Here is a 26,644-nt window from a genome sequence, read left to right on the forward strand (position 1 = left end):
AATAAGTCGGTATACAGTTTCGGTCGACGGGCATACCCGATTGACGTGATCACACTCACTCGGCCTGCGCGGACGAAGTTCTCTCGAAATTTCATACTTTCGTGCGAGGTGCCCCGCGGCGCCCACACAGTATGACCGGACCTGCGGCTGGTAACGGTTTGATTGCTTTCACACGAGCGACCCCGGAAACCAACTCAGGGATTGTTAGGTTTAAGGACGGCTTATCCCCATGAAAAATCGTCCCCACCCTTTTTCACAGACTGCGAGACCATGCGAGAAGACTCCCGGATGGCCCCGGCCCCCGTTTATCCCCGCCGGTGGGTCCAGTGTGCCCTGGTGGCAGCCGTCGTCATCGTTTTCGCCATGGCCGCCACTGTCATCGTTTTCACGCCAGTAGAAACTGTTTCGAAGTTTCGGGTCGCAATCATCGATGGAGGAATTGACCCCACCTACCCAGCATTGAATAAGGCGAAGATCGAGGTTCGTTCGGTGCCGGGCGCCCCGTCGAGAGTTAGCGAACACGGGTCAGCCATGGCCGCAATCATGGTTGAAAGCGCGTCAGCAAAACCATCTACACGATCTCCGACGATCGAGATCGTCGATGTCCCGGCTCTTGATGTTTCTGGTGTCGGGGAAGTTGAAGACTTGGCGACTGGGATCACGACTGCGACGCAACAAGATGTGGATATGATCGTCGCCGCGCTCGGGACCGAAATGGACGCGCCAGAGCTGAAGGAAGCGGTCCGTCAAGCTCAAAACGATGGCGCGACCATCTTTTCCGGTGCCGGGAACGGTATAGGAGACTTCGCCTCATACCCAGCCCAATATGAGGAAGTGATCTCAGTGGGGGCACTGAACAAGTCAGGCCACCGCCTGAGATTCACGAACACTCGAGCAGCGAATCTCCTAGCTGCCGGTGAGGAAATCCACGTTGAGAGACCGGGAGGTGGGACCCAGTCGTATTCAGGGACGTCTCCTGCAACAGCGATTGCTGCGGGAAAGGTTGCCGCGTGCTGGCCACTGATTGCTCCACACACTCTTGATCAGACCCGCAGGAACACTCCTGTCGATCAAGCGATAAAAGAAGCCATTGAAGCACAAGGAAAGGACCCGAGGGAATGCAAGTCTCTTTAAGGAAGAGCGTCGCTGCTGTTGCAGCGGTGACCGCGTTAGCGGTGGGGCTGTCGACGGCAAATATTTCACCGGTCGCGGCCGACGAGCCAACCGAAGTACCAAGCGTCAGCACACATAGTGTCTCTGTTGACCCTGATGAGGCGACCTCAGGTGTTGAGTCGCTTGATGAGGGTGGCGACAACCTAGATACGACTGTAGACGTCGACGCGGTCGGTGGCACAGTCTCCACCTCGGTCGAGGCTGAAGGTATTGATTCGCGTGTGGATGTCGCCACGGATTCCGATGCTCCTCTTGATGAGCTGATCCAGTCCGTGTCGGTTGAAGCAGTCGTCGATGGTGAAGACATTGAAAGCGAACTACTCGTCCGTGATTTCACCTATTTGGGTGACGAAGCCTTCGCCGCAACTCTCGAAGATGCTCAGTCAGGAGAAACCATTGAGGTTTCTTCGGACCAGGTAAATGCGCAGGCATTCCCGATTCTGTGGGTTCTTGGCCTCCTCGCCCGTGTCGGGATCAAAGCCGCAATCAAGCAAATAGGGAAGACGCAAATTAAAAAGGCGGCTAAGTCATATTTGCTGAATTCGAAGGGAGTGAAGTGGAGTAAAATACTCGCTCCCAAGCATAAATGGAACAAAGTGGGAGCGAAATCAAAAGAGCAAGTCGCTGAAATCATGGGTAAAGCGATGGCAAACGGTAAACACTCGCCTTATAAGGGAGGCGGCGCAAAGCAGGCCGTCTACAAGTATAAGTATAAAGGGAAGAAGTATACTGTTGTGGTCACCTACGCATCGAGGGGAGGGAAGATCAGTAATGGGTGGGTTAGATAGTAAGACTCAGCTGGCTCACGAGATCTCGGAGGCGCCAAGTGATAACTTTTCTGATGCGCTCAAAGTTTCGGACGGCATGTCAATTGCTCACGTTCGAGAAGTTCTGGAGGAGGAAATCGCACCCAACGATTCAGCGCTATGCCATCGTTTCATTGAGCAGTGGCTTGAGCGCTTGGAGCCTATACAAAAACTAGCGGCATCTATTGAGGTCTCTCACCTCTATTTGTTGGATCTTGTGGATATACCACACGCTGAGGACACTATTCTATCGCGCGCATTACATAATGGTGCTGGCGCAATTGAGGCCCTCAGGTCCGAACTTCTTTCTAATCGAGATCTGGGGCGAAATCCTGACGCTAGTTTTGGATTGAAGTTTGTTAAAACGCTCGAGACCGAAGCCTGCGAGCCATTGGAAACGGCCATCGAAAGATTACGCTCAAATTCTGATCGACTTGAGTTGCTAATTCAACGTGCGGACGATGAGGTGAAAGGCCAGGAGTAGCTGGATTATCTTCCAGATAGTGGGGCAGCATGATTGGCTGCCCCACTATCATTCGCCGCATTCTTGCTCGACAGAGAGGACAATCCCGTCGCCGTTTTCTTAGACGCGAGGTCGGAGGCCGCCACTGCGGCCTGGGAGCCGGAAGGTGCCGTCCCCATGCTCGACTCTCTGATTGTCGAGTGCGGCGTCGACTGCTTCATGGTCGACGAGGTCCAGCAGACCCATCTCGTCCGCCGCGAGATGATCCTGTCCGTCAGAACCGAGAAGAAGCCTGCCTCGATGGCACGCCTGCCCCGGGCCGAAAAACGTGGTGCGAACGGAATGCAGGCTGTCCTTCCCTGCAAGGCTAAGTACATAGTTGTCACATATGCGAAGAAGTATGCGAAGAAGGGTGGGGAAGATCAGCAATGGCTGGTGGGGTAAGCCGTGATAGCGCGCAGGCACTGACCGAGGCGATCGTCGCTGCTGAGAAGGGCTCTCTTGACAGGGCGTTGCAGCTGGCGGGAGCTATGTCGATAAAGGACGTCGCCTATGCCCTTGTCGAAGGGTTCGAAGATACTGGGAGCCCCGTGCACAATTTCGAAGATATCCGTGATCGGTTCATTTGGCGGTGGATTTCTTCGCTCGACCCAGTAGAAGTACTTGCCGCGCTTGTCGCCATCGACGGTGTTTACAGCAACGATTTAGTGGTTCTGCCACATGCGGAAGACCGGTTCACGACCAGGCTCTTAGAAGCTTCTGCGGATGCCGTTCGTGTAATTGGCAAGCATCTTTCCTACGTGAAGGATCTTGCTGGAGGCCCCGATGCTAGTTTCAATGAGGCCTTCGCTGCGCGGGTGACAGAACTTGTTGACGGTCCGTTGGCTCAGATGTCTGACGATTTGACCTCACAGGCTCAGCAGCTAGCGAAGCTACAGCAGAACGCTGCTGAAATCGAGTCGGACGAATAGGAGCTAGCTTTAAACCCACTAGGGCGGGGCCGCAAATCTACGGTCCCGCCCTTGTGGGTGCGGCTGTTGGAGTTTGTGCAGACAGCTGACGAAATCGGCTTCGCAGATCGAGAGGGCGACTTTCCAGCGTCTAGGTGGTGCCGTCCTTGACAGGTTTGTTCGCAATCTAGTCCAGTTCTTGGACAGATTAGGTAAGCGGGCATACCCACTGGACATACAAGAAGCGGCTTGTCCGCCTGAGAACGTGGGGTAGGGGTCAGAGCTCGCCTCGGCCCATTTTCTCAAGTTCCAACCGAATAAGCTTGGCAAAATATGGGCAACCTGATTTTTCTAAGTAATCATCGAGTTGCACCCGTTCCTCAGACTTCTTCCAGTAGGCGATCTGCGCATTGATGATCGGAGGAATGCAGGCAGGGTTGGAGTCCGCCACGAGTAGGAAAAAGTTATCAGGTGAGATGATCTCGTAGGGCTCAAGGTCGGGATTCCCGCTGATGCCCTTGGGTGAGTCGGCGGTGAGGACGAAGTCAGCCCGCGAGGCCAGTGCCGCCGCGTGGACATGGTAGTCGTGTTCATCGCCCCCAGTGAAAGTGGCGTTTCCTGGGTAGTTGTCGATTACTTCGTCGACAACCTTGCGTATCAGCTCTAGTCGTCGTCGCGTGTAGCTGCCTGCAGCCTGGGGTTCCTTCTTTCGCATGTTGGCAAGAACTTCGGCGAACACATCTTCCGTCGAGTGGATTTGGAACATGCCTTCGTTGGCATCGCGCAGGAAGAACAGCCAGTCAATGAGCGTCTTACGGAAGAAGATGTTTGCATCCACGAAAACTCTCTGCGTCATGTGCTCAATGTACCGGAGAGTATGCGAGTCAGGGGCACGCTTCGGCGCACCCCTGACTTCTTCGGATCAATCTTCAGTTGTCGAGAAATTCCTCATTCTCAGCATCAAGAGCGAGCAGCTCATCGAATGCTGCACGGCGCTCTTTAGCGCGGAGCTTCTTTACCTTCAGCACCTCGTCACGAGAGAAGCGCGTATGGGTTCCCACGGCGAACGAAGAGATCTTCTTGTCCCGCACCCATTTCATCAGTGTGGGCCGCGATATGCCCAGCATGTCAGCAGCTACCGTGCTCGTAAGTTCAGCGGGTGTTTGACCGATAGATACCTCGCCGTGACGGGCAACTGACTCAAGCGCATGGAGAAGCATCTCCTGCACGTCGCGTGGGAGGTTGACCGTTGCCCCGTCGGCGGTCTTCATCGCAAGAACTGCACCCTTGAGGGCTGGGATGTCCTGAGTTTCACGGACCACTTGGTCACTGATATCGATGCGACCCTTAACTTGCATGACGGCACTCATGTCGGCCCCCTTTCTCGTGCGAGCGGTCGAGCGTCTAGCTCAATAGTAGTGAGTTGCACTTATAAGTGCAACATTAGCTTTGCTATCCAGTTTTTGATGATTTCGCGGGGCTTGTGAAGGTGGCCAGCTTCACAAAGAGGACGAGGGGGTAGAAAACTACTCCAGCGATCGCAAGCAGCGGGGCCGTTGCTGCCACCAAAGTCGTGTCCCTCTGGGAACTGGAGGAAGGTGACAGGGGCGAAAACAGGGTAGTCAGAACGAACCAACAGAAGAATGGCCAGATGGGATCTGCGCCGGCCTGGGCGATGGCCGCTATCGCTGCGAGGGTCAGTGGGGCCGATAGGTTGTTGATCCCGTCGATAGCTCGACTCAGCACCATTACTAAGCCAGTAAAGAACAGGGCAGTGGTAGCGACACTTGTCCAGACCATGCTCCCGGCGGCGTATGCACTTGCTGTTGTATCACCGAACCAGTTGCCCAGCTGTGATGCGCCAGCAGCATTTGCCCACACTGATAGCTGCTCGAGAGGAGTCCGTGGATCTGTGGGCTTGAGCGTTGAGAGAAGAGGTTTGAAATATGGTGTGCCCGTAGCAACTGCGAGGACACTGCAGGTTAACCGGAGAAGCAGATCTGAGCTTCGGGAGTCATTCCGATGGGTGACGCGGTGGGCTGAGTGGGTCGATACGATCGAACCATGGAAAGTCAGAGGAGTTCGGATTCGTCGGTGCCGGGTGGGACTATGGCCTCGCTGGCGTTTCTGATTGTCGTTGGCCCGGGGATGTTCTTACTTGGCATGGTGACGGATTGGGCATGGTACTTACGGGCCGCGATCGTTGTGGTGGCCGGGATTGGGACTGATGCAAGGAGAGGTGACAATTCGGGTGTCACGCTGCGACTGCAGGTGACTCAATAATTGCTTCGTACTCGACAGGTGTCAAACGACCTAACCGGGCTTGCCGCCGACGACGGTGATACGTCTGCTCGATCCACGTCACGATCGCGATTCTCAACTGCTCCCGACTCACCCACCGGCGACGGTCGAGAACGTTCTTCTGCAGCAGGGCGAAGAATGACTCCATGGCCGCGTTGTCGCCAGCAGCACCGACCCGGCCCATCGACCCAACAAGGCCGTGGCAAGCCAGACTCTGAGTGAATTTCCTGAGCCGTGTGACAGTCTTGTCCCGGCGGTTGGAGGGACCGTTCGATCACGTCCTAGGATTGCGTCTATGACCGATACATCGAGTAACTCCCCTTCAGATCCTGCATCCATCGACGTCAACGCGTTCGCGAAGCAGTTCCAGACGTTCCTTGAGACGATGGATCACTACGCGACAGGAGTTTCACGCGACCATATTGCTTCGGAACTTCACTCTCATCTGGGGACAGACCCCCGCAGTATCGAACCGGTGCGCCAAGAGTATGCCAGCTGGCAGTGGGCAGAGATGGATGCCGCCCTCGATAGCCTCGCCGATGACCAAGATCTGCGCGGAGTCATCCCCGCCCATGACGCCAGCGGTCTCAGCGATCTGCTGACCAACCACTACAGTGTTTACGAACTAGGAGCGATCGAGCGACGTGCCTTTCCCACTGGCCCGGAGTCTGTCAGGCATGTCGCTACAAATGGCCTGCGCCTTCTGTGGATCGGCGAGAAGCCAGTCATCGTTCTTGCCCTCGAGGTCGAGGATGGGCCAAGTGATACGCACAAGATTGTCGTCGAAGTCATGTGTGAAGACCACGAGCTTGCCCGCGAGACGCTAGCAGGTATCGATCAGTCCGTCCGTGCGAATTCCGTTATTTGCGGACAGGTCGTGAGCTTTCTACCGGGGGAGTTCGGCTCCGAGGCTTTCAGTATTGAGTTCCACCCCCGTCCACATGTCGAGGCACAGGATGTGGTGTTGCCAAAAGGGAGGCTCGAGACGATCGAAGCTACCGTGCTGGGCATCAGTGAAAAGGCCGATCGTTTGCGAGCTGCCGGGCAACATCTATCACGCGGAGTTCTTCTCTACGGGCCTCCCGGTACAGGCAAGACTTTGACGATACGGTACCTGCTTTCGCAAGCTCGAGACACGACAGCAATACTTCTCCAGGGTGAGGCCCTCTCGAAGATTCGCGCGGCTGCCTCGGCTGCGCGGGCCATTGGTCGAGCGATCATCGTTCTCGAGGACGCGGACCTTGTCGCCGAGGATCGCGATTTTAATGAAGGCGAGCGTTCGGTGCTCTTCGAGATTCTCGATGTCCTCGACGGGTTGGGCGATGACGCCGATATTAGTTTCGTTCTGACCACCAACCGTGTCGATGTGCTCGAAGAGGCAATTGCGATGCGCCCAGGCAGGATCGATCTAGCCGTTGAGGTCCCATTGCCTTCTACCAAGCTGCGCCGGCGGCTCTTCGCCGTCTATGGCAACGACTTCGCGTTCACTGAGGAGGGAATCGCGAAGGCGGCGAAAGCAGCCGAGGGGACGTCTGGTTCTTTTGCCAAAGAGGCGGTTCGGCGGGCTGTGTTACTCGCTATCGAAGCTGAAGAAGACCCCAACGACAACCATCTCTTAGAAGCGGTCGCGGCCTTGACCGCCGAAGCGACGCAGCTGCGTGAGGCAATGATCTCAAACGAAGAGTGGGATGAATGATCATTTGACCAGGAGGTAGTAAGTGTTGGTACGCGCACTCGACCCGGTTGATTCATTGACTAAGAATGCGTCCATCCCCGTCTGCATTGGCGATTTCTCAGGAGTGAGGCCCGCGCGCTCATCTGCTACGAAATTGATTGTGCACGCCTGCGCATAGATGTCAGACCAATCGACCGATTGACGAGAGCCGACTTCCTCTCCGCCAGAGATGTCGACGCAGGATAGTGTCGCGGACATCGCCGTGGCCGCCACATCGTCGGCACCATTCATCGGTGGTGTTCGGTCGGCATTTCAGCACCGATTTGCGGGCGGTGATGTGTTGGCCGATACAGGTCAGGTCGAGGGAGTCGAGTCGGCAGAATGTCGTGAGGTCAGGCGTCGAGAATATAGGGTTGTCCACGTCGAGGTCTTTCGGATGGCTTGTGTGAGAACTTCCATCTTCGGGAGACCTCGACGTCTATCCGGGTAGCGACTCGCTCTGGTTGAAATTCACCGGCCTACACTCTCGTTTGCGAAGAGCCTGTTATCTTCGCGGCCATGAGTAGGGGGTGACCTAGCGGATCGTTGATAACGATTTGACCACGATCAGTTTCGATAGCCTTTTCCGTGAAAAGATGAGAAAGGCTCACCTGCCAGCGAAACGTACAACCTCTCTCATACGCAAGGATTCCCCATTGCTTTCTAAGCCATCAAAGACGAAAGTCCAGTCATTGGCAGTTCTTGCCGCCGCACTTACGGCAAGTCTGCTAGTTCAGCAGACTCCCGCCTCGGCCGACTCACTCTCACTGCTTGAAAAAAGGTAGCCAACGCAGTCCAGATTTCCAACGAGTCGAACAGTCCTGAAGACACTAGTTTTCACTCCTCGACTGTCACCCCATCGAATGCACCGCAGGAAATTAACGCGAAAGCTGACGATCTTCAAACGTCCATAGATACAGGAATGGCAGACGTCGAAATTGCGCCTGAGGTCGAAGACGGAGGGGAAATCCAAGAGGTCGAATCATCTGGAATAACCTATCAAGAGGCAGCCGACGGGGTAGTGCATCTACGCTCTCTCAAATCTAACGGTGATGTACAGTACGGATCGGTGCTAGATACGTTCGAGGGGTCAAAGGAAATAGTTTACGACATAGATCTTCCGCGTGGATCTACAATCGAGACGGATGGAAAGGCTGCCCTGGTTCTGTCCGAATCCGGAGAGTTCATTGGAGGCTTCGAGGACGCCTGGGCGTTGGACGCCGACGGGAACCCTGTCTCAACCACCTATAAGGTTGACGGGCATAGGTTAATTCAGGTCATTGACGCAGGAGCAGGTTCGCCGAAGTTCCCAATTGTCGCCGACCCCGTGTTTAAGCGGGGGATGATTAAGAAGGTGACTAAGGAAAAGTGGGAAAAGGGTGGCTGGGTCGTACAGGTCAAAGTCACCGCTGCCGCCCGGCTTCTTCGCCTGAAAAGCGTAACGGACGTTGCGATGCTTGGCTACAAAGACCTTGTTGAGCACTACCCTCGCTCAATGAAGAAGGCAACGATGCGCCAGCAGTGGGATTGCCACGTACTCGGACTCTATGGAGCTTTTACAATCGACTTGGAGGGGTACCGGAAGAGTAAACCAAACTGGCAGAAACGGAAATTAAGAAGGACGTTATTCACGCCTTTAAAAAGAAAGATGCTCGTGCCGTAGCTCGAGCGTGTAACTGGTAAGAAGAATACTGGGCGATATTTGTGAAAATACAGCGTACGCAAGCTCTCGCTACATTATTGGCTACAGTGGTTGCGTTTCTGGCATGCCTGCCGACTGACCTTTCAGCCTTGCAGGGTGAGGGGCTACCCACTGCTGCGGCATTCCCCGCGGTTGCATGGTTAGGTTTAATCGTGGCAGTTAGTGTGTTAATCAACTTTCTTTTCGGTGATCCACTGGAGGGTACGGTAGTCAAGCAATGGGGAGTCGGTGTTTCTGTTCCTTTAATACTCTCGCCCGTGTTCACGGTATTTTGGATACTCTTATTAGCCGATGCCGGATCCGTCCCAGCTGCCCCTAGTGTGTTGATCTACTTGGAGCCCGTGGTAGGTATTGTGCTGTTAATTCTTACTGTCACAGTGCGCGGGCGAAGGCCTATCACTTCCGATTGAGAGGGTTAGAAAAGGGCACGGCGCGGTTGACCCCGTTGAAGTGTCAGGCCGTGTCTCCAGTGTTCGAGAGCTTCGGACTTGGAGGCACGGCCTGACTCGTCTGCAGGTGGGGTTCGCCTGCTCACAGACCGCTGGGGATCGGCACCACCTGATCGCCGATCATCAGCACGAGCCCCAGACCCAGCATCGTGATCCCGAGCGCGTAGGCCAGCGGCAGCTGGCGTGCGACATCGACGTAGCCGGGGTCCGGACGCCTCAGCAGTCTCGCCAGACGCCGGCGCAGCCCCTCCCACAGCGCGCCGACGATGTGGCCGCCGTCGAGCGGCATCACCGGCAGGAGGTTGAAGATGCCAATGAAGAGGTTGAACCCGCCCACGAGCAGACCCATCATCGCGACCTTGTTGCTGGTGTCGATGCCTGCGGTCGTCGTGGAGGTGATCTCGCCGGCAAGACGCGAGCCACCGACCACCGACATCGGACCCTCGGGGTCCCGTTCTTGGACGCCGGCGATCGCCCCGGCCACGTTCCAGACCTTCACCGGCAGCTGCACGATGCCCTCGGCTGCACTCATGGTCATCTCGCCCATCCGCTGCAAGGTGTAGATCGGACCGCCGCGGGTGACCACGGTGTGGCCGACCGGCTCGACACCCAGGAACCCGACCGTCGTGAGCTCGCCCTCGCTCGTGAGGTCGCGCTGCATCGTCGTGGTGCGGGTCGCAGCGAGCATGCGCTCCTGGCCGTCGCGGACCACGGTGATGATCAGCCGATCATCGCCGTTGCTCCGAACCACCTGCTGGACCTCGTCCCAGGTCGACACGGCCTGACCATTCAGTGCGGTGATCTCGTCGCCGGCGAGCAGACCCGCCTGCTTGGCCGGCGAGGGTGGATCCTCCGCGGTGCAGGTGCTGCGACCCTCCGTCTCAGGGATCACGCATTGACGGCTCTTCGCAGTTGAGGGTGTAGCCGGGAGTGCGACTGCAGGATCGGATGTCACCGGATCATGCAGCAGACCTGGGGGTACGACCCTGCGCGGGAGAACCATCTCTGTACCGAACCCGGTACTCGACAGAGCCCATGCGCGTGCAACTATGGAGGAATGAGCGGGAAGCAGAAGATCATGGTGGACGGAGAGACGTTCATCGTCACGCGTCGTGGCAGAGGCATCTACAACTACGAGTGGGTCAGCGGACCCAACTCCGGGTACGGCTTCTCGAGCGCCAGCCACCCGGCCGCCGATCGCGCCGACGAGGAGCATCGAGAGTCAGTCCGCGACTTCCTCACCGAGATCGACCCCGATACCGGTTACCTGCGCGATACCTGACTCCAAGTGGCTCTTCGGAATAAAGGGGCTCTTCGCAGTTGAGGCTGCAGAACCGGTGCGCGTCGCTACACAGAAACAGGTCGAGGCCTTTCGAAGATGGAAGTTCCTACACAAACCATCCGAAAGACCTCGACGTGCCCCACCTTACGTTCTCCACCCCTGACCTCACCACGTTCTGCCACCTCGACACACTCGGCCTGCACTGCACGGGCCAACACGTCACCGATTCAGAAACAGTTCTCCTATGCACCCCAACGACCGACGATAACGGGTGTTACCGATGTGGCGGGCACGGCAGGCCGCGGGACACCGTGACCCGGAAGTTGGCTCACGAACCCTTCGGGCACCGCCCCACCACCCTGCTCATCCGACTTCGACGCTAGGGACTGCTGAAGGTTTGGTTGACTCCGGGGTTTACGCCGCCAGGGCGACGGCCTTGTGATGAACAAGCTCGTATTCAACCGGGGTCAGTTTACCCAAACGCCGTTGCCGACGCTTGCGGTGATAGGTCCGCTCGACCCAGTGCACGATCGCTGTCCGCAACCTAGCTCGCGTGTCCCAACGGCCCCGGTCGAGGACGTTCTTCTGCAGCACGGCGAAGAACGATTCCATCGCCGCATTATCACCGGCAGCACCGACCCGACCCATCGATCCGACGAGCCCATAATGCCGTAAGGCCTGCTGGAACTTCCGAGAACGAAATTGCGACCCGCGGTCCGAGTGGACCACGCAGCCGGCCACGACGCCAGCCCCGCCACGGCGGGCTACAGCATCGTCAATCGCTTCCACAGCCAGCCGGGATTTCATTCTCGCATCGATGGCATAGCCAACGATCCTATTGCTGAACACATCCTTGACCGCACACATGTACAGCTTGCCCTCACTGGTGTGATGCTCGGTGATGTCGGTCAACCACAACTCGTTGATTGCTGAGGATGAGAAGTCGCGTTCGACGAGGTCATCACACACCGGCGGGCCAGGCTTCTTACCGTGTTTCCGAGCTCGTTTGATCGTGTGGGAGAACAGTTCCTGCTGCGAGCACAATCGCCACACACGACGTTCTGACGCCTCGTGCCCGGACGCCCGGAGTTCATCAGCGATGAACCGGTGCCCGAATTCCGGGTCGTCCATGTGCACGTCGTAGGCGGCATTGATCACGTGCGCTTCGTCCCAGTCCCGAGCCGAGACCGGATTTGCGCACCACTTGTAGAACCCTTGCTTCGTAAAGCCGAGCACCCGAAAGGTCACCGCCACCGGTACTCCGGTGGAAGCAAGGTCGCGGACCAGCGGGTACATCATTTTGGGTGGTTGCCACCAAGTTTCAGATTCGCTTGCGAGAGATACGCTGCAGCCTCGCGGAGAATTTTGTTCTCTCGTTCAAGTGGATCGCCCCGGGTGTGGTGGAGGGCTTGATTCAACCGAGAGGATAGGAACATGCCCGCACCGAGTAAGTACCCTGCAGAAGTCCGTGACCGTGCCGTACGCATGGTCAACGAGAAGCTGACCAACGATCCGGCCCTGGCCGTGAGCACCGCGTGCCGACTGGTCGGTGAACAGATCGGAATCAACAAAAACACCCTCCGCAATTGGGTGAAGCAAAACCATGTGGATTCTGGCAAAACGCCAGGAATGACAACCGATGACAAGCACCGCATCACGGAGTTGGAAAAGGAGATCCGAGAACTGCGGCGGGCAAATGAGATTTTGCGGAAAGCGAGTGCGTATTTTGCCCAGGCGGAGCTCGACCGCCGCTGACGAATATCGATGATTTCATCGATGATAATCGTGACGAATTCGGAGTCGAGCCGATCTGTCGTGTCCTTTCCGGTACCGGGGTGCAGATCGCTGCGAGTTCATATTATGCCAGGAAGTCCCGCCCGGTCTCGGAGCGGGAACGCTCTGATGCCGTGTGGGATGAACGGATTCAGAAAGTTCATTCCGATAATCGCGGATTGTTTGGAGCACGGAAAATCTGGGTCATGCTCCGCCGGCTCTATCCCGACGAGCCGATCGCCAGGTGCACCGTCGAACGACGCATGCGCGCTCTGGGGCTGGCAGGGGTGAGCAACGCCCGGGCGACGACTACGACATGGCAGTCCAAGACCGCCTCGTACCCGAGTGACCTCGTCCAGCGGGATTTCACCGCCGATGCTCCTGACACTCGCTGGGTCGCCGATATCACCTATGTGCCGACGTGGAGTGGTTTCGTCTATGTCGCTTTCGTGATGGATTTGTTTTCCCGCATGATTGTTGGGTGGCGAGTCGATACGACTTTGCGGACCGATTTGGCGCTGGATGCTCTCGAGCACGCGTTATGGGAAAGGAAACGAAAAACCAGGAATACCGGCCAATTAATTCACCATTCAGACAAGGGAAGCCAATATGTTTCCATTGCTTACACAGAGCGACTACGCGAATCTGGAATAGAAGCCTCGGTCGGCTCGACGGGTGATTCTTATGATAATGCCGCAGCCGAAGCGTTAAACAAACTATTTAAGAAAGAGGTGGTGTGGCGCGAAGGTCCGTGGACTGGTCGTGATGCTGTGGAATTCGCGACTTTGGAGTGGGTGCATTGGTATAACAACACCCGCCCACATTCGTACTGCAAGGACCTCGCTCCAGCGCAGCTCGACGAACACTACTACACTGAAGCCAGCCGGTCAGAGGTGGCTGGCGTACCGTTATGAGCTCTCCACTGAACTGGGGGCGATCCAAACCCGGACAATGTGTGCCCCGGACAGAGGCGTGTCCGTGCCGGTCATGGTCACCGTGATCGGCTCGATTCCCAGGTCTGATGCCAGCCGGTCAGTTTCCGGCTCCTGACCGGTCATGCGCCACGACTCTCCGTACTCAATGACCTCGGCATCCACGATGTCCTCTGTCCGGTCAGCCGGGGGAGCGGGACGTTGAGGCTGGTAAGACTTGCCGTCCAGACCGATGACCGGGGCAGGAACGGCAGGTGAATCACTTGGCTCACCTGTGCGGGCCGCGTCCTCAGGTGTTTCATTTGAAACACCTGCATCCCGCAGACGGCGGTACACCGTAGGGTGACTAATATCGACCGCTGATGCGATCCCTCGGGTACTCATTCCTGCTGCCCGAAGCTCGGAGATCACTTGTTCTTCAAGGTCCTTCGGCGGACGCAAGCTGACATCTCTAAACTCATTGTCGAGGTAGTCCTGCCAGGAGTCGTACCCGAGCGCCAGCCAAATTCGTCCCTGCCACGCGGTGGAGATCTTGACCTGTAGCGATCCGTAGTCACTTCGCAGTTCGTCTGTAAGCTCGCGTGCCTCGGCTTCAGAGAATTTTGATTCCAGTGCGAGGGCCATCATGCACCTACCGGCTTCGGGTCGCCATTAGGAGCGAACGGGTCGTCCTCTGTTCCTTCGAGCAAAGTTGCAATCGGAATATCCCACGCTTGCGCCAGCCGCAGCAGATCCCCGATCCGCCAGTCTGTATCGCCGGTCATGCGTTTCGACACTGAACGCTGACTTGTATTCAGAATCTGAGCAACGTCACCTTGGTTGAGTTCTCTTCGGCCCATCTCGGCGAGCACGTTAGCTCGCACTTGTCTTGTATATCTCATGGTGCCACCGTATACACATAGGTTTTACGGGTCAAGGGTATGTAGATCTATAGGTTCTCAGAGTGTCGCAATATCGTTTACATTGTGCCGCTTTCGATCTACGCTGGACTCATGACTATTGGAGAGCTTCAGTTGACTGAGAACGAGAGAGTCGGACGCGAAGTTGCCGCGTGGATGACGCGGTACAACCTGCGACAGGCGGACATCGCCGAGATTCTCGGATTTGCCCAGAGGAATGTGTCGAAGCGGATTCGCGGCGAGATGCCGTTCCGGATCGATGAGCTGCTTGCCATCGCCCGGTACATGGGCATTTCGCTTTCGCAGCTGCTGGGAGAGGGCATTGTGAATGAGAAGAACCCCCAGCCAGTTGAACTGACTGAGGGTTCTGCCACTTCGGTGGCGGGGGGAGGATTTGAACCTCCGACCTCCGGGTTATGAGCCCGGCGAGCTACCGAACTGCTCCACCCCGCGGCGTGTTCTTAACTCTACACGAGGGGTCACCTGGCGGCCAAGCCGAATACAGGTGACCTCCGCCACATGGTCACTTGCCGTTCATCTGCAGCGGTTGCATCTGGTTGAAAGTTGAACTATAGTCATCCCTGTACTTCAAATTTCAACCAAAAGGAGAAATCATGACTGCTCTGCCTCAGGGACTCACCGCCGGAACCTGGAACATCGACCCCATCCACTCGGAGTTCACCTTCACCGCTCGGCACGCGGGCGTCTCGAAGGTCCGCGGCAACTTCGAAGAGATCGCCGGCAGCGTGAACGTCGGTGAGACCCTCGAAGACAGCGCCGTGTCCGCCGAGGCCTCAGCGAACTCGATCAACACCCGCAACGAACAGCGCGACGGTCACCTCAAGAGCGGTGACTTCTTCCTCGCCGAGGAACACCCGAAGCTGAGCTTCAAGTCGACCGCGATCAAGGCCGACGGCGCCGATGAGTTCGAGACCGTCGGTGAGCTGACGATGCGCGGCGTGACCAAGGAAGTCGCCTTCGCCACCGAATTCGCAGGTGTTGCCACCGACCCGAACGGCAACCAGGTCGCCGGCCTCTCGGCCACCGCCACGGTCAACCGCAAGGACTTCGGAATGTCCTTCGAAGCCGTCCTCGGCGGAGGAGAGCTTCTCGTCTCCGACAAGATCAAGATCGAACTCGAACTCGAGCTCGTCAAGGCCTGATGTGCCCTGAGCTTGGCTGCTGATCGGCGCGTGCGCCGACACGGAGCCAGACTCAGCGGGCAGCGTCGCTGCCCGATGCAGAAGGGGCGAACCGCCTATGCGGTTCGCCCCTTCTGGCGTCTTTGGGCGCGGCGATTCATGTCGCTCGGCGCGGCACGTCCCGTGCCGTCCCTCGGATCAGGAACTCAATCTGCCTCGGCCACGAAAAGTAGTGATACTCAGTTGCTCCGACGCAGCGCGTACGGGTGCTCCCGGAGATGGCCTCCGAGTGCGTTGAACAGCTGTGCGCCCTCGGCGACATCGGCAACGGACTTGCAGAACGAATATCGGATCGAGGACCGATAGGCCTCGTATGCCGGGCTGCCCGGCCTGCACAGAGCCGGTACGGGAATTCCGACCAAGGAGAATTCTCTGGCCAGCAGCTCGTTGAGCTCGAAGGCATCGCGATCCGTCAGCGCAGAGAAGTCCACCACTGTGAAATAGCCGGCGCGCGGAGTGGACACTTCAGCGCCCGCCACCGAGCGACAGGCGGGGACGAGAACCTCGGCGCGTGCCCGCAGCGAAGCTCGGTTCTCGGCGACGAACTGAGAATCGCCGACCAGCATATCGGCCATTCCGATCTGCATCGGACCGCCGGCCGTGAATGACAGGAACTGCTTGACGGTCTGAATGGCCTGGCGAACCTCGGGAGGGGCGATGACCCAGCCGATCTTCCAGCCCGTCGTATTCCATGATTTGCCCGCCGAGGAGACCGTGACGACGCGTGCAGAATCCTCGATGGCAACGGCGGGAGGGACATGCCCCAGATCAGTGAGGACGAGCTGCTCGTAGACCTCATCGGAGAGCACCCAGGCGTCGACCTCCTCAGCGGCTCGTCCGATGCGGGCGAGATCAGCGGCAGAGAAGATGAACCCGGTGGGATTGTGCGGAGTGTTGACGAGGATGATCGCCGGATCGACTTCGGCGATGACTCGGTCGAAAGCCTCCCAGTCCGGGGCGAAGTCACCGTGGCCATCGGGGAGGATCGGCACCGTGTGCAGAGTTCCGCCGGCGGCAGCGATCGCCGCCGGATAGGAGTCGTAGAACGGTTCGAAGGCGACGAGGGAGCCGCCGCGCGGCAGCAGTGCGAGGATCGCAGCGGTGAGGCCCTCCGTGGCGCCTGCAGTGTAGAGCACCTCGTCAGGATCGACGTGCTGGCCGAAATCGCGTCCGCGTTGAGCGGCCACAGCCTCGAGCAGCTGCGGGTATCCCTGACCGGGGGCGTACTGATTGAATCCGGCCCGCATCGCCTCATCCGTAGCGGCGATGAGCTCGTCCGGGGGCTCCGTGCCTGGAGCGCCCTGCCCCAGGTTGACGGCTCCGACCTCGGCGGCGAACTTCGTCATCTGCCCGTAGATCGTCTCACCGATCGACCCATCCGGATTCGTCAGACCGGCGGCCTCGGCCATCTCATGCCACAGCGGGGCTCCCATGATGTCCGGCATCAGGAGACCTCCGCGGGAGCGACCCGACCGAGTCGATCGAGCGCGGCTTCATGGAGGCGAGAATTGCTGGCCAGCGCATTGCCGCCGAACGGCCCCGGAACACCGGCCGTGTTCGTGAAGGTGCCTCCGGCTTCGAGGACGATGGGTACGAGCGCTCCCATATCGTAGAGCGCGAGCTCGGGTTCGCAGGCGAGGTCGACAGCGCCCTCGGCGAGCAGCATATAGGAGTAGAAGTCGCCGTATCCGCGAGTGCGCCACAGCGAATCGCAGAGATCGAGGAACGCATCGAGGATGCCGAGTTCCTTCCAGCCCGACAGCGACGAATACGACAGGGACGCATCGGCGAGTGAATCGACGGATGACACAGCGATGCGTTCGGCCGGGGACCGAGCTCGGTCGCGTAGGCGCCCTGGCCCGTCTCCGCCCACCATCGGCGACCGAGCGCGGGAGCGGAGACGACTCCCAGCAGCGGCTGATCACCGTCGTAGAGGGAGATCAGCGTCGCCCACACCGGCACCCCGCGCACAAAGTTCTTCGTTCCGTCGATGGGATCGATGATCCACCGTCGCGATGACTGCCCGTGTGCACCGAATTCCTCACCGAGCACGCTGTCATCGGGTCGAACCTCTGTGAGGCGATCCATGATCGTCTTCTCCACCGCACGGTCGCATTCGGTGACCGGAGTGAGATCGGGTTTGGTTTCGACGGCGAAGTCCTGTGCCCGGAAGTGCGGGTGGCTGATGGCATCGGCGAGATCGGCGAGTTCGATCGCCAGGTCGAGGTCGTTCATGCCTCCAGCCTATCCAGTCGAGGGCAGCAGCCGGCGCAGAGACTCCAGCCGTGAGACTCCTCCCGGTCCGGCCTTGCCGGCGGCCACCCATTCATCGAGTCGGCATCCGGGAGAGTCCGCGAGGTGAGTGCATCCGCGGGGGCAGTCGGCCGTGGCCTCGACGAGTTCGGGGAAGGCGGAGAGCAGGGTCTCCCGGTCCACATGGGCCAGGCCGAAGCTGCGCACTCCCGGGGTGTCGATGAGCCATCCGCCGCGTTCCAACGGCAGGCACACGGCCGAGGACGAGGTGTGACGCCCGCGTCCGGTCACGTCGTTGACCTGGCCCGTCGCGCGCTCGGCGGCGGGAACGAGAACGTTGGTCAGCGTGGATTTGCCCACTCCGGAATGGCCGACGAGGACGCTGATGCGTCCGCGGAGACGTTCGGCCACCTCGGCGTGGGGTTCTGCCTCGTCGCGGGCCGCATCGTTTGCGGCGGTTGTCGAATCGGTCGGCTCGGCGTCGGGGTCGATGGAGGATTCGACGATGTCGATCCCGGACGCGGAGAAGCGTTCCTTCAGCTCCGTCGCCGGGCGCAGATCGGTCTTCGTGACGATGAGCAGGGGAGTGATCCCTGCGTCGAAGGCTGCGACGAGCGCGCGATCGATGAGACCGAACGAGGGATCCGGGTCCACGGTGGCCGTGACGATGCCCATGACGTCGACGTTGGCGACAAGGACGCGCTCGGTCGGGTCGGTGTCATCGGCGCTGCGGCGCAGCAGGGTCTGCCGCTCGTTGATCTCAACGAGCCTGGCCAGGGTGCCCTCGGTCCCGGATGTGTCGCCGACGAGGCGGACGACGTCGCCGGGAACGATTGCCTGTTTGCGCAGGTGCGAGGCGCGCACCGCCGTCACCGAGGTGGCCCCACGTGACCGTTTCCCCTTCTTCCGAATCGGGGGGCTCGACGGGAAGTTCCCGTCGTCGTCAGCGAGGATGACCCGGTACCGGCCCCGATCCACCGCAGTGACCAGACCCGAAACAGCGTTCTTGTGGTCGGGGCGGTTCTTCGTCCGCGGTCGGGAACCGCGTCGGTTCGGCCGGGGGCGGTAGTCCTCATCGCGAAAGATCTTCGCCATATCAGGCTCCGGGGGTGAGCATGGCTTCCCACAGCTGAGTGAAGGCAGGCAGGGTCTTGGCCACAGTGCCGGCGTTCTCGATGACCATACCGTCATTGCGCAGGGCGAGGACGGCACCGGCCATGACCATGCGGTGGTCGTGGTAGGTATGCCACAGCGCCGGACGAAGGTGCGTGGTGCCGGTGATCGTCAGCGCCTCGGCATGTTCGACGACGTCGACGCCGATGGCACCGTACTCTCTGGTCAGAGCCGCCAGTCGGTCGGTCTCGTGCCCGCGCAGATGCCCGATACCGCGCAGCTGCGACGTTCCCTCGGCCAAAGCTGCGAGAGCCGAGACCACGGGGGTGAGTTCGCCGACGGCCGACAGGTCGAGATCGACCGGGTTGAGCTGGTCCGGGCCCTGCACATGCAGTCCTTCCCTATCGAGGCGCACCGTGGCCCCGAAAGCCTCGGCGATCTCGCGGAAACCGTCACCTGCCTGTGTGGTGTGCACGGGCCAGTCGGCGATGGTCACGGATCCGGCGGTCGCCACGGCCGCCGCTGCGAAGGCTGCGGCATTGGACAGGTCGGGTTCGACCTGCACGTCGAGACCGCGCGGAAGTCCTGGTTCGACGATCCAGCGCTCGGGTTCGGGCTCGCTGATGTCGACGCCCGCGTCGCGGAGGACTTCGATCGTCATATCCACATGCGTTCGGCTGGGCACCGAGTCCGCAGTGTTGGTGAGTTCGAGTCCCAAAGGCATGACGGGAGCGGCGAGGAGCAGACCAGAGACGAATTGGCTGGAGGCGCTGGCGTCGATGCTGAGGTGGCCGCCGCGCAGCTGAGAGTCGGCGTGGATCGTCATCGGCAATGTGCTCGCGGCGGAGGTGATCGACGCACCGAGCTCCCGCAGCGACTCGATCGTCACCGACATCGGCCGCACCCGGGCCTGTTCGTCGCCGTCGAGGACGACCTCACGGCCTGTGAGCGCGGCAAGTGGGGGGATGAAACGCATCACGGTTCCGGCGAGACCACAGTCAATGGTGATCGGTGCGGAATCCTGCGCAGCTGCGTCTGTGGGCGCGTGTCCGACTGGGAAAGGGATCGGCTCGATGTGGAGCTCATCGCCGTCTTCGTCGATCACGGCGCCGAGGCGACGCAGGGCGTCGACCATGAGAAGGGTGTCGCGGCTGCGCAGCCATCCTTTTAGATCGGATCCGGAACGGGCGAGAGCCGCAAGGATGAGATAGCGGTTCGTCAGGGACTTGGAACCGGGAACGGTCACAGTGGCAGAGACGGCGGAACCGGCGACCGGCGGCTGCCAGTCGCCGGTCGCCGGGGGAGTGCGCGTGGAGATGTCAGTCAACTCCGAGTGCGCTCAGAGCCTGCTTCGAGGTGTCTTCCACGCTCGACCACAGATCTTCGGCCGCGTGCTGGGTCCGCCACCACAGGCCGGGGCGTCCAGCAGTGTCGACGGCGGCGAGCAGGGCACCGCCGAGCATCGAGGTGCGCAGCAGAGTGCGTTCGTTGCGGGCTTTCTTCTCCTCCTTCGACTTCGTCTTGTCAGCAGACAGACGCTCACCGACGGTGTCGAGCAGGTAGGTGCCGACGAGGATCGATGCGCTGAGGCGGGGGAAGCGTCCGATGGCGAGCATCGAACCGGCAGCGACCTGTGCAACACCGGTGGCTCGGGCGAGAGTCACTGCTTCGACGGGGACGTCGACCTGCTTGCGAGCCTGATTGAGAAGCGGGCCCACCGATGCGGCCGCTGCCTCCGGCTTGCGCAGTCGTTCGACGCCGTTGAGTATGTAGCCGGCGGCCAGCATGGGCCGTGCGATAAGACGAATGGGAGACACAGTGGTCCTTCCTACGTGGCGGTCATCTCACTGGCAAGCATAACTGCTGAGGTGGGAATAGTGGGAGGTCGATCCGATGTTGTACGGGGTGAAGCCATTCGACGGTGCACCCGTCGGGAAGTCGACAGGCAGAAGGAGAAGTCTATGAGCGCCACTGCCGTCCTGGAGAGAACGGGCGTACCATTGACTGCGATGACCGAATCAGTCAAAGAAGCCCCCGAAACCGACGCCGAGAGGTCGGCGCGTTTCGAACGGGATGCTCTGGAATATGTCAACCAGCTCTACGCAGCTGCTCTGCGTATGACCCGAAATCCGGCCGACGCCGAAGACCTCGTCCAGGAAGCCTATGCGAAGGCGTATGCCGCCTTCCACCAGTACAAGCCCGGAACCAACCTCAAAGCCTGGTTGTATCGGATCCTGACGAACACCTTCATCAACAACTACCGTAAGAAGCAGCGTCAGCCGCAGGAACATGGCAGCGAAGACATCGAGGACTGGCAGATCGCACAGGCGAACAGCCACTCGTCCTCCGGCGGTCGTTCCGCAGAACTCGAAGTCCTCGACCACCTTCCCGACTCCGACGTCAAGGAAGCGCTCTCGGCACTGCCCGAAGACTTCCGCATGGTCGTCTACTATGCCGATGTCGAAGGACTGCCGTACAAGGAGATCGCCGAGATTATGGAGACGCCGATCGGCACTGTGATGTCTCGACTTCACCGCGGTCGCCGACAGCTGCGGGAGATGCTGGCCGACTACGCCGCCGAGCGCGGTTTCGTGAGTCCTGAGGGAGGTGCGAAATGAGCGACGAAGGATGCTGCGAAAGCGTCAGGACCGAGTCACTGATGCGCATCTATCACTACCTGGACGGAGAACTGACGACGACGGAGATCCGCGAGATCTCGATCCACCTCGAACAGTGCCCGTCGTGTCATGACGAGTACGAGATCGAAGCGCTGCTCAAAGAGCTCGTGCGTCGTTCGTGCAGCCACGACCGTGCCCCGATGGGACTGCGAGAGAAGATCCGGCAGCGGATAGCGCTCGAACAGAACTCCTGACAGGCGCCCAGACACAGGGGAGTCCAGGGTCACAACGAAGGCGGGAAGAGATTCGAATCTCTTCCCGCCTTCGTCATTCACCGAACGTATCAGCGAATCATGCGTTTGGACGCTTGCCGTGGTTTGCTTTCTTACGGCGGCGATCGCGACGCTTACGGCCACGCTTGCTCATTGTGCCCTCCTTTGATAGACGCTCAATTGTCTCATGATCACCCGAGCAGAGCAAAGTCGGACCAGGTCACCCACCTTGCCGAATCGGTCTGACAAGATGATGCGACTGTGACCGCTGAGCTCTTCGTCGGCCGGGCATCGAAGAGATCTTCGGTCGGGCATCGCAGAGATCTTCGGTCGGGCACCCCACCGACGGCTCAGCTGTCGCCGAGGACGTCCTGGATTCCCAGCCAGTTGAACCAGCCGCGATGGAGAACCAACCAGGCCAGCAGACCGTATCCTTCCTGCGCCGGCAGATGGTCCCGCGACGATGCGACCTCGCGCTGCCATACAGGATGGCCGAGGAGGGGCGTAAAAGTGTCGACATAGGTGATGCCTCGCCGCTTCGCCACATCGGAGAAGCTGGCATTGAGCTCGGCGATGCGACGGTTGCGATCACCGTCGTGTTCAGGCGGTGGGCCCAGCACGAACGTCGAGACCTTCCGAGCCAACGCCTCGTCGAGGATGTTGGCCACATCGAGGCGGGCCCTGGCCACCGAACGCCCCGAATCGAGATCCCCGGAACCCAGAGCCAACACCAGACGATTGTCCCCTTCCCGAGTGAACCGCAGGGACGCCTCGTCGATGGTCCGGGCTTGAAGACCGGCAGAATCCTCGGTCGGCACGGCCAGGGGATACACCTTGAGTGCAGGCAGACTCGGCAGAGTCCTCGCCGTCACCCGACCGACCCACCCGAGGCCACGGCCATCGCCGTGGCCGGCGACCAAAGGGCCTCCGACCACGGCGATGGTTGTGGTGACGTCGCTGCTCACCGGCTGAAGATCCGGTCGACGAGTTCCTTCTGCTGAGCTTCGTGGAAGTGCTTGAGCCCAGTTGAGGTGGCTGCAGAAGCGGCACGAGAGATGACCTTGACCTCACGTCCGCCGAGGAGCTCGGGCAGGTGCAGTGCCATGAACGGCCATGCACCCTGGTTCTCCGGCTCTTCCTGGGCCCAGACGATCTCGGCATCGGCCGGGAAGCGGTCGAGCACGGCGGTGATGGCCGCCTCGTCGAGCGGGTAGAGCTGCTCGAGGCGGACGAGCGCCATCTTCGTGTCGTTGTCCTTCTCCCGCTTGGCTTTGAGCTCCCAGTAGAGCTTGCCGGAGACGAGGACGACGCGCTCGACCTGCGAGGCATCGACATCCGTATCGTCGATGACGGCCTGGAACTTGCCTGAGGTGAAGTCTTCCGGCGAGTTCGCTGCAGCCTTGAGGCGCAGCATCGACTTCGGGGTGAAGACGATGAGCGGACGCTTGTTCGTCGTCGAGGCGTGGCGACGCAGCAGGTGGAAGTACGAGGCACCCGAGGACGGGTGGGCCACCGTCATGTTGTTCTCCGCGCACAGCTGGAGGTAACGCTCGATGCGGCCCGAGGAATGGTCGGGTCCCTGACCCTCGTAGCCGTGGGGCAGGAGCATGACGACACCGGAGTTCTGCTGCCACTTCTGCTCGGAGGAGGAGATGAACTCGTCGATGACGGTCTGCGCACCCTGTGCGAAGTCACCGAACTGAGCCTCCCACGCCACGAGGGCGTCCTTGCGTTCGACGGAGTAGCCGTATTCGAAGCCGACGGCGGCGTACTCGCTGAGCAGGGAGTCGTAGACCCAGAATCGAGCCTGCTCCTCGGTGAGGTTCTGCAGCGGCGTCCATTCGTTGCCGTTGACCGAGTCGATGAGCACCGAGTGGCGCTGGACGAAGGTCCCGCGACGGGAGTCCTGGCCCGCCAGCCGCACCGGCACGCCGTCCATGAGCAGCGAACCGAAAGCCAGCAGCTCGGCGAAGCCCCAGTCGATTCCGCCCGACAGCGACATCTCCTTGCGCTTCTCGAGCAGCGCCCGCAGCTTCTTGTGAACCGTGAAGCCCTCGGGGATCTCGGTGAAGGCCTCGCCGATGCGCTGCAGCGTCTCGGTACTGATGGCCGTCTCGGCATCGTTGAAGGTCTCGATGTCGCTGGGCTCGTAGGGAGCGTTGAACGCTTCTCCGTCGTAGGAACCGGTCTCGGCTTCCTTGGTCTCGGCGAAGGCCGATTCCAGCTTGGACTGGTAGTCCTTGAGCGCCTCGGCGGCCTCTTCGTCGGTGATGCACTTCCTGCCGACGAGGGATTCGGTGTAGAGCTTGCGCACCGAGCCCTTCTTCTCGATGAGGGAGTACATCGTCGGCTGGGTCATCGACGGATCGTCGCCCTCGTTGTGGCCGCGGCGGCGGTAGCACACGAGGTCGATGACGACGTCCCGGTTGAATTCCTGGCGGTATTCGAAAGCCAGGCGGGCCGCCCGGACGACGGCCTCGGGATCATCGCCGTTGACGTGGAAGATCGGGGCGTTGATCGACTTGGCGACGTCCGTGCAGTAGAACGAGGACCGCGCCGAGGCGGGGGGAGTGGTGAACCCGACCTGGTTGTTGATGATGACGTGGACCGTTCCGCCGGTGCGGTAGCCCCGCAGCTCGGAGAGGTTGAGCGTTTCGGTGACCACGCCCTGTCCGGCGAATGCGGCATCGCCGTGGACGAGGACCGGCAGCACGGTGAAACCGGACTCGCCCTGGTCGACGAGATCCTGCTTGGCGCGCACGATGCCCTCGAGGACCGGATCGACGGTCTCGAGGTGGCTGGGGTTGGCCGCGACGTAGACGCCGGTGGTGTTGCCTGCCGGAGAGGTGAACGAACCCTTGGTGCCCAGGTGGTACTTCACATCGCCGGAGCCCTGGACGCTGTCCGGGGACATGGTTCCGTCGAACTCACGGAAGATCTGCGCATAGGACTTGCCGGCGATGTTCGTCAGCACGTTGAGGCGGCCACGGTGGGCCATGCCGATCGCGACCTCATCGAGGCCGGTGTCGGCGGACTGGTTGAGGATCTCGTCGAGCAGGACGATCGCGGACTCTCCGCCTTCGAGGCTGAAGCGCTTCTGTCCGATGTACTTCGTCTGGAGGAAGGTCTCGAAGGCCTCGGCGGCGTTGAGACGGCCGAGGATGTGTCCCTGCTCCGAACGGGTGAGCTCCTGATGCGGAACCTCGATCTTCGACTGGAACCAGCGGCGCTGGACCGGGTCGGCGATGTGCATGTATTCGAAGCCGGTGGTCCGGCAGTAGCTCTCACGCAGCAGTCCGAGGATGCTGCGGAAGGGCATCATCGGCTTCGATCCGAACCCGCCAGTGGGGAACTCGCGTTCGAGGTCCCACAGAGTCAGACCGTGCTGATTGATATCGAGATCCGGGTGGGACCGCTGACGATAGACCAGAGGATCGATATTGGCCATGAGGTGACCGCGCGTGCGGTAGGCATCGATGAGTTCGATGACGCGTGCAGTCTTGTTGACGTCGTCCTGGTCTTCGGCCGAGACGTCCGGAACCCAGCGCACCGGTTCATAGGGCAGGCGCAGGGACTCGAAGACATCGTCGTAGAAGCCGTCTTCGCCGAGCAGGTAGCTGTGGACGAGCTTGAGGAACTCACCCGAACCGGCTCCCTGGATCACGCGGTGATCGTAGGTCGAGGTCATGGTCAGCACCTTGGACACGGCCAGAGAGTTGATGGTCTGCTGGCTGGCACCCTGGAACTCGGCGGGGTAGTCGAGCGCGCCGACGCCGATGATGCAGCCCTGGCCCTTGGTCAGACGCGGAACGGAGTGGACAGTGCCGATTCCGCCGGGGTTCGTCAGCGAGACGGTGGTGCCGGCGAAGTCGTCGGCGGTGAGCTTGCCCTGTCGTGCCTTGTCGACGAGGCCGTCGTAGGCGTCGACGAACTGGCGGAAGGTCAGCGTCTCGGCCTTCTTGACGTTGGGCACCAGCAGGGTGCGGGATCCGTCCTTCTTGGGCACGTCGATGGCGAGGCCGAAGTTGATGTGGGCGGGGGAGACCATCACAGGTTTGCCGTCGCGGACGTCGTAGGAGACGTTCTGCGAGGGGAAGTTCTGCAGGGCGCGGATCACGGCGAAGCCGATGAGGTGGGTGAAGGAGACCTTCCCGCCACGGGTGCGCTTGAGGTGCGAGTTGATGACGATCCGGTTGTCGATGAGCGCCTTGGCAGGCAGAGCCCGGACCGAGGTGGCGGTCGGGACTTCGAGCGACTCATCCATGTTCTTGGCGATGAGCTTCGCGGGGCCGCGCAGGGGAGTGATCGTCTCCTCCGGCGCGGGCTTCGGTGCGGCTTCTTTCGCGGTGACCTTCGGCACGGACTTGGTCTCGGCCTTCAGCGTCTCGGACTCAGCCGAGGACGGGGAGACGCCGCGAGAGGTCTCACGGGAGGTCGCCGGGGATGAAGCTGAGGCAGGGGCCTTGGCATCCGACTTCTTCGCGGCCGGCTTCGCCTCCTGCTCGGCAGCGGACTCGGCAGCGGACTGAGCGCCTCCGCCGTTCTTCTCGTACTTGTCGAAGAAGGGCCACCAGGACTGGTCGACCGAATTCTTATCTGACTTGTACTGCTCATACAATTCCTCGACCAGCCACTCATTCGACCCGAAGTCTTCAACGGTGGGGTTCGGAGTATTGACGGACACGGCGTTGATCGCCTACTTCCTGATTCAAGACTTGCTGCTTAACGACATCTCCAAGCCT

General features: G+C 60.1%; 25 protein-coding genes, 1 tRNA gene, 5 pseudogenes and 1 other annotated feature. Of the genes and pseudogenes, 14 read left to right on the forward strand and 17 right to left on the reverse strand.

Annotated elements, in window-relative coordinates:
* The first annotated feature begins 336 nt into the window (after positions 1-336).
* The 5 genes from LJ362_RS07095 (at position 337) to LJ362_RS07115 (ending at position 3,413) form a co-directional block, all read left to right on the forward strand.
* Entirely contained in the window at positions 337-1,134 is a 798-nt protein-coding gene (locus LJ362_RS07095; RefSeq protein WP_264801462.1) for a S8 family serine peptidase, read from the forward strand.
* Positions 1,119-1,961 (forward strand): SAR2788 family putative toxin, encoded by an 843-nt coding sequence (locus tag LJ362_RS07100; RefSeq protein ID WP_264801463.1) that lies wholly within the window; start codon positions 1,119-1,121, stop codon positions 1,959-1,961. The genes LJ362_RS07095 and LJ362_RS07100 overlap by 16 nt, the downstream gene beginning before the upstream one ends.
* A 76-nt stretch (positions 1,962-2,037) precedes the next feature.
* Positions 2,038-2,463: a hypothetical protein gene (locus LJ362_RS07105; RefSeq protein WP_264801464.1), complete on the forward strand. Its 426-nt coding sequence runs from the start codon at positions 2,038-2,040 to the stop codon at positions 2,461-2,463.
* Between the two features lie 63 nt (positions 2,464-2,526).
* The gene (locus LJ362_RS07110; protein WP_264801465.1) at positions 2,527-2,886 is read left to right on the forward strand and encodes a hypothetical protein; all 360 of its coding nucleotides are present in this window, start codon (positions 2,527-2,529) and stop codon (positions 2,884-2,886) included.
* Complete coding sequence (locus LJ362_RS07115; RefSeq protein ID WP_264801466.1) at positions 2,871-3,413, forward strand: hypothetical protein; 543 nt, start codon at positions 2,871-2,873, stop codon at positions 3,411-3,413. The genes LJ362_RS07110 and LJ362_RS07115 overlap by 16 nt, the downstream gene beginning before the upstream one ends.
* 256 nt (positions 3,414-3,669) lie before the next feature.
* Here LJ362_RS07115 and LJ362_RS07120 read toward each other — a convergent pair whose 3' ends face one another.
* From LJ362_RS07120 to LJ362_RS07130, 3 genes and pseudogenes are all read right to left on the reverse strand, one after another.
* Entirely contained in the window at positions 3,670-4,248 is a 579-nt protein-coding gene (locus LJ362_RS07120; RefSeq protein ID WP_264801468.1) for a PIN domain-containing protein, read from the reverse strand.
* Positions 4,249-4,321: 73 nt separating this feature from the next.
* Complete coding sequence (locus tag LJ362_RS07125) at positions 4,322-4,762, reverse strand: helix-turn-helix domain-containing protein (RefSeq protein ID WP_264801469.1); 441 nt, start codon at positions 4,760-4,762, stop codon at positions 4,322-4,324.
* Between the two features lie 884 nt (positions 4,763-5,646).
* Positions 5,647-5,928, reverse strand: a pseudogene (locus LJ362_RS07130) (IS3 family transposase); the annotation flags it as partial.
* Positions 5,929-5,988: 60 nt separating this feature from the next.
* On the opposite strand from LJ362_RS07130, the gene LJ362_RS07135 reads away from it, so the two are divergent.
* Positions 5,989-7,389 carry an AAA family ATPase gene (locus LJ362_RS07135; protein WP_264801470.1) on the forward strand — a complete coding sequence of 467 codons (1,401 nt, stop codon included), beginning with the start codon at positions 5,989-5,991 and terminating at the stop codon, positions 7,387-7,389.
* Positions 7,390-7,600: 211 nt separating this feature from the next.
* On the opposite strand, the pseudogene LJ362_RS07140 reads toward LJ362_RS07135, so the two are convergent.
* Positions 7,601-7,789: pseudogene (locus LJ362_RS07140) on the reverse strand (ISL3 family transposase); the annotation flags it as partial.
* A gap of 540 nt (positions 7,790-8,329) precedes the next feature.
* On the opposite strand from LJ362_RS07140, the gene LJ362_RS07145 reads away from it, so the two are divergent.
* Complete coding sequence (locus tag LJ362_RS07145; RefSeq protein ID WP_264801471.1) at positions 8,330-9,070, forward strand: hypothetical protein; 741 nt, start codon at positions 8,330-8,332, stop codon at positions 9,068-9,070.
* A gap of 570 nt (positions 9,071-9,640) precedes the next feature.
* Here LJ362_RS07145 and LJ362_RS07150 read toward each other — a convergent pair.
* Positions 9,641-10,450, reverse strand: coding sequence for a M50 family metallopeptidase (locus LJ362_RS07150; RefSeq protein WP_264801473.1), 810 nt, complete (start codon positions 10,448-10,450; stop codon positions 9,641-9,643).
* 165 nt (positions 10,451-10,615) lie between these two features.
* Between LJ362_RS07150 and LJ362_RS07155 the strand changes: the two genes are divergently transcribed.
* Together LJ362_RS07155 and LJ362_RS07160 are read left to right on the forward strand one after the other, a co-directional pair.
* Positions 10,616-10,840, forward strand: a complete 225-nt coding sequence (locus LJ362_RS07155) for a hypothetical protein (RefSeq protein WP_039206684.1) — start codon at positions 10,616-10,618, stop codon at positions 10,838-10,840.
* A gap of 134 nt (positions 10,841-10,974) precedes the next feature.
* Positions 10,975-11,220, forward strand: a pseudogene (locus LJ362_RS07160) (ISL3 family transposase); the annotation flags it as partial.
* 34 nt (positions 11,221-11,254) lie between these two features.
* On the opposite strand, the pseudogene LJ362_RS07165 reads toward LJ362_RS07160, so the two are convergent.
* Positions 11,255-12,270, reverse strand: a pseudogene (locus LJ362_RS07165) (IS3 family transposase); the annotation flags it as partial.
* Between the two features lie 4 nt (positions 12,271-12,274).
* Between LJ362_RS07165 and LJ362_RS07170 the strand changes: the two are divergent.
* Positions 12,275-13,527, forward strand: a protein-coding gene (locus LJ362_RS07170; protein ID WP_413774234.1) for an IS3 family transposase whose coding sequence is annotated in 2 segments (ribosomal slippage) — positions 12,275-12,566 and positions 12,566-13,527 — 1,254 coding nt in all. Because the reading frame shifts where the segments join, the coding sequence is not laid out codon by codon here.
* Positions 12,559-12,690: a sequence feature (AL1L pseudoknot), on the forward strand. (Overlaps the previous gene by 132 nt.)
* Here the strand turns inward: LJ362_RS07170 and LJ362_RS07175 are convergent.
* Together LJ362_RS07175 and LJ362_RS07180 are read right to left on the reverse strand one after the other, a co-directional pair.
* Complete coding sequence (locus tag LJ362_RS07175; protein ID WP_264801475.1) at positions 13,522-14,169, reverse strand: hypothetical protein; 648 nt, start codon at positions 14,167-14,169, stop codon at positions 13,522-13,524. The genes LJ362_RS07170 and LJ362_RS07175 overlap by 6 nt on opposite strands.
* Positions 14,169-14,426, reverse strand: a complete 258-nt coding sequence (locus LJ362_RS07180) for a helix-turn-helix domain-containing protein (RefSeq protein WP_264801476.1) — start codon at positions 14,424-14,426, stop codon at positions 14,169-14,171. Before LJ362_RS07180 ends, LJ362_RS07175 begins: the two co-directional genes overlap by 1 nt.
* A 174-nt stretch (positions 14,427-14,600) precedes the next feature.
* On the opposite strand from LJ362_RS07180, the gene LJ362_RS17085 reads away from it, so the two are divergent.
* A complete protein-coding gene (locus LJ362_RS17085) occupies positions 14,601-14,864 on the forward strand; it encodes a helix-turn-helix domain-containing protein (protein WP_413774246.1) in 264 nt (87 codons plus the stop codon).
* Here the strand turns inward: LJ362_RS17085 and LJ362_RS07185 are convergent.
* Positions 14,824-14,897, reverse strand: a tRNA-Met gene (locus LJ362_RS07185). The two genes, LJ362_RS17085 and LJ362_RS07185, sit on opposite strands and share 41 nt — an antisense overlap.
* A 161-nt stretch (positions 14,898-15,058) precedes the next feature.
* Between LJ362_RS07185 and LJ362_RS07190 the strand changes: the two genes are divergently transcribed.
* The gene (locus LJ362_RS07190; protein ID WP_264801477.1) at positions 15,059-15,607 is read left to right on the forward strand and encodes a YceI family protein; all 549 of its coding nucleotides are present in this window, start codon (positions 15,059-15,061) and stop codon (positions 15,605-15,607) included.
* Between the two features lie 218 nt (positions 15,608-15,825).
* On the opposite strand, the gene LJ362_RS07195 is transcribed toward LJ362_RS07190, so the two are convergent.
* The 5 genes and pseudogenes from LJ362_RS07195 to LJ362_RS07215 form a co-directional block, all read right to left on the reverse strand.
* A complete protein-coding gene (locus LJ362_RS07195) occupies positions 15,826-17,091 on the reverse strand; it encodes an aminotransferase class I/II-fold pyridoxal phosphate-dependent enzyme (RefSeq protein ID WP_264801478.1) in 1,266 nt (421 codons plus the stop codon).
* A pseudogene (hisN, locus tag LJ362_RS07200) lies at positions 17,091-17,881 on the reverse strand (histidinol-phosphatase). The gene LJ362_RS07195 and the pseudogene hisN overlap by 1 nt, the downstream one beginning before the upstream one ends.
* 9 nt (positions 17,882-17,890) lie before the next feature.
* Positions 17,891-18,994: a ribosome small subunit-dependent GTPase A gene (rsgA, locus tag LJ362_RS07205; protein ID WP_264801479.1), complete on the reverse strand. Its 1,104-nt coding sequence runs from the start codon at positions 18,992-18,994 to the stop codon at positions 17,891-17,893.
* Position 18,995: 1 nt separating this feature from the next.
* The gene (aroA, locus tag LJ362_RS07210) at positions 18,996-20,339 is read right to left on the reverse strand and encodes a 3-phosphoshikimate 1-carboxyvinyltransferase (protein ID WP_320109161.1); all 1,344 of its coding nucleotides are present in this window, start codon (positions 20,337-20,339) and stop codon (positions 18,996-18,998) included.
* Positions 20,332-20,829 (reverse strand): DoxX family protein, encoded by a 498-nt coding sequence (locus tag LJ362_RS07215; protein WP_173153879.1) that lies wholly within the window; start codon positions 20,827-20,829, stop codon positions 20,332-20,334. Before LJ362_RS07215 ends, aroA begins: the two co-directional genes overlap by 8 nt.
* 144 nt (positions 20,830-20,973) lie before the next feature.
* On the opposite strand from LJ362_RS07215, the gene LJ362_RS07220 reads away from it, so the two are divergent.
* Together LJ362_RS07220 and rsrA are read left to right on the forward strand one after the other, a co-directional pair.
* Positions 20,974-21,630 carry a sigma-70 family RNA polymerase sigma factor gene (locus LJ362_RS07220; protein WP_413774235.1) on the forward strand — a complete coding sequence of 219 codons (657 nt, stop codon included), beginning with the start codon at positions 20,974-20,976 and terminating at the stop codon, positions 21,628-21,630.
* Positions 21,627-21,884: a mycothiol system anti-sigma-R factor gene (gene rsrA, locus LJ362_RS07225; protein ID WP_039210641.1), complete on the forward strand. Its 258-nt coding sequence runs from the start codon at positions 21,627-21,629 to the stop codon at positions 21,882-21,884. Before LJ362_RS07220 ends, rsrA begins: the two co-directional genes overlap by 4 nt.
* 97 nt (positions 21,885-21,981) lie before the next feature.
* Here the strand turns inward: rsrA and LJ362_RS17090 are convergent, their stop codons facing one another.
* The 3 genes from LJ362_RS17090 to LJ362_RS07235 form a co-directional block, all read right to left on the reverse strand.
* Positions 21,982-22,056 carry a 50S ribosomal protein bL37 gene (locus tag LJ362_RS17090; protein ID WP_098731028.1) on the reverse strand — a complete coding sequence of 25 codons (75 nt, stop codon included), beginning with the start codon at positions 22,054-22,056 and terminating at the stop codon, positions 21,982-21,984.
* Positions 22,057-22,252: 196 nt separating this feature from the next.
* Complete coding sequence (locus LJ362_RS07230; RefSeq protein WP_264801482.1) at positions 22,253-22,867, reverse strand: GDSL-type esterase/lipase family protein; 615 nt, start codon at positions 22,865-22,867, stop codon at positions 22,253-22,255.
* On the reverse strand, positions 22,864-26,586 hold the full coding sequence (locus LJ362_RS07235; RefSeq protein ID WP_173153888.1) for a multifunctional oxoglutarate decarboxylase/oxoglutarate dehydrogenase thiamine pyrophosphate-binding subunit/dihydrolipoyllysine-residue succinyltransferase subunit: 3,723 nt from the start codon (positions 26,584-26,586) through the stop codon (positions 22,864-22,866). The genes LJ362_RS07230 and LJ362_RS07235 overlap by 4 nt, the downstream gene beginning before the upstream one ends.
* Positions 26,587-26,644: the final 58 nt, after the last annotated feature.

This window comes from Brevibacterium sp. JSBI002 (genome assembly GCF_026013965.1).
Lineage (GTDB): Bacteria > Actinomycetota > Actinomycetes > Actinomycetales > Brevibacteriaceae > Brevibacterium.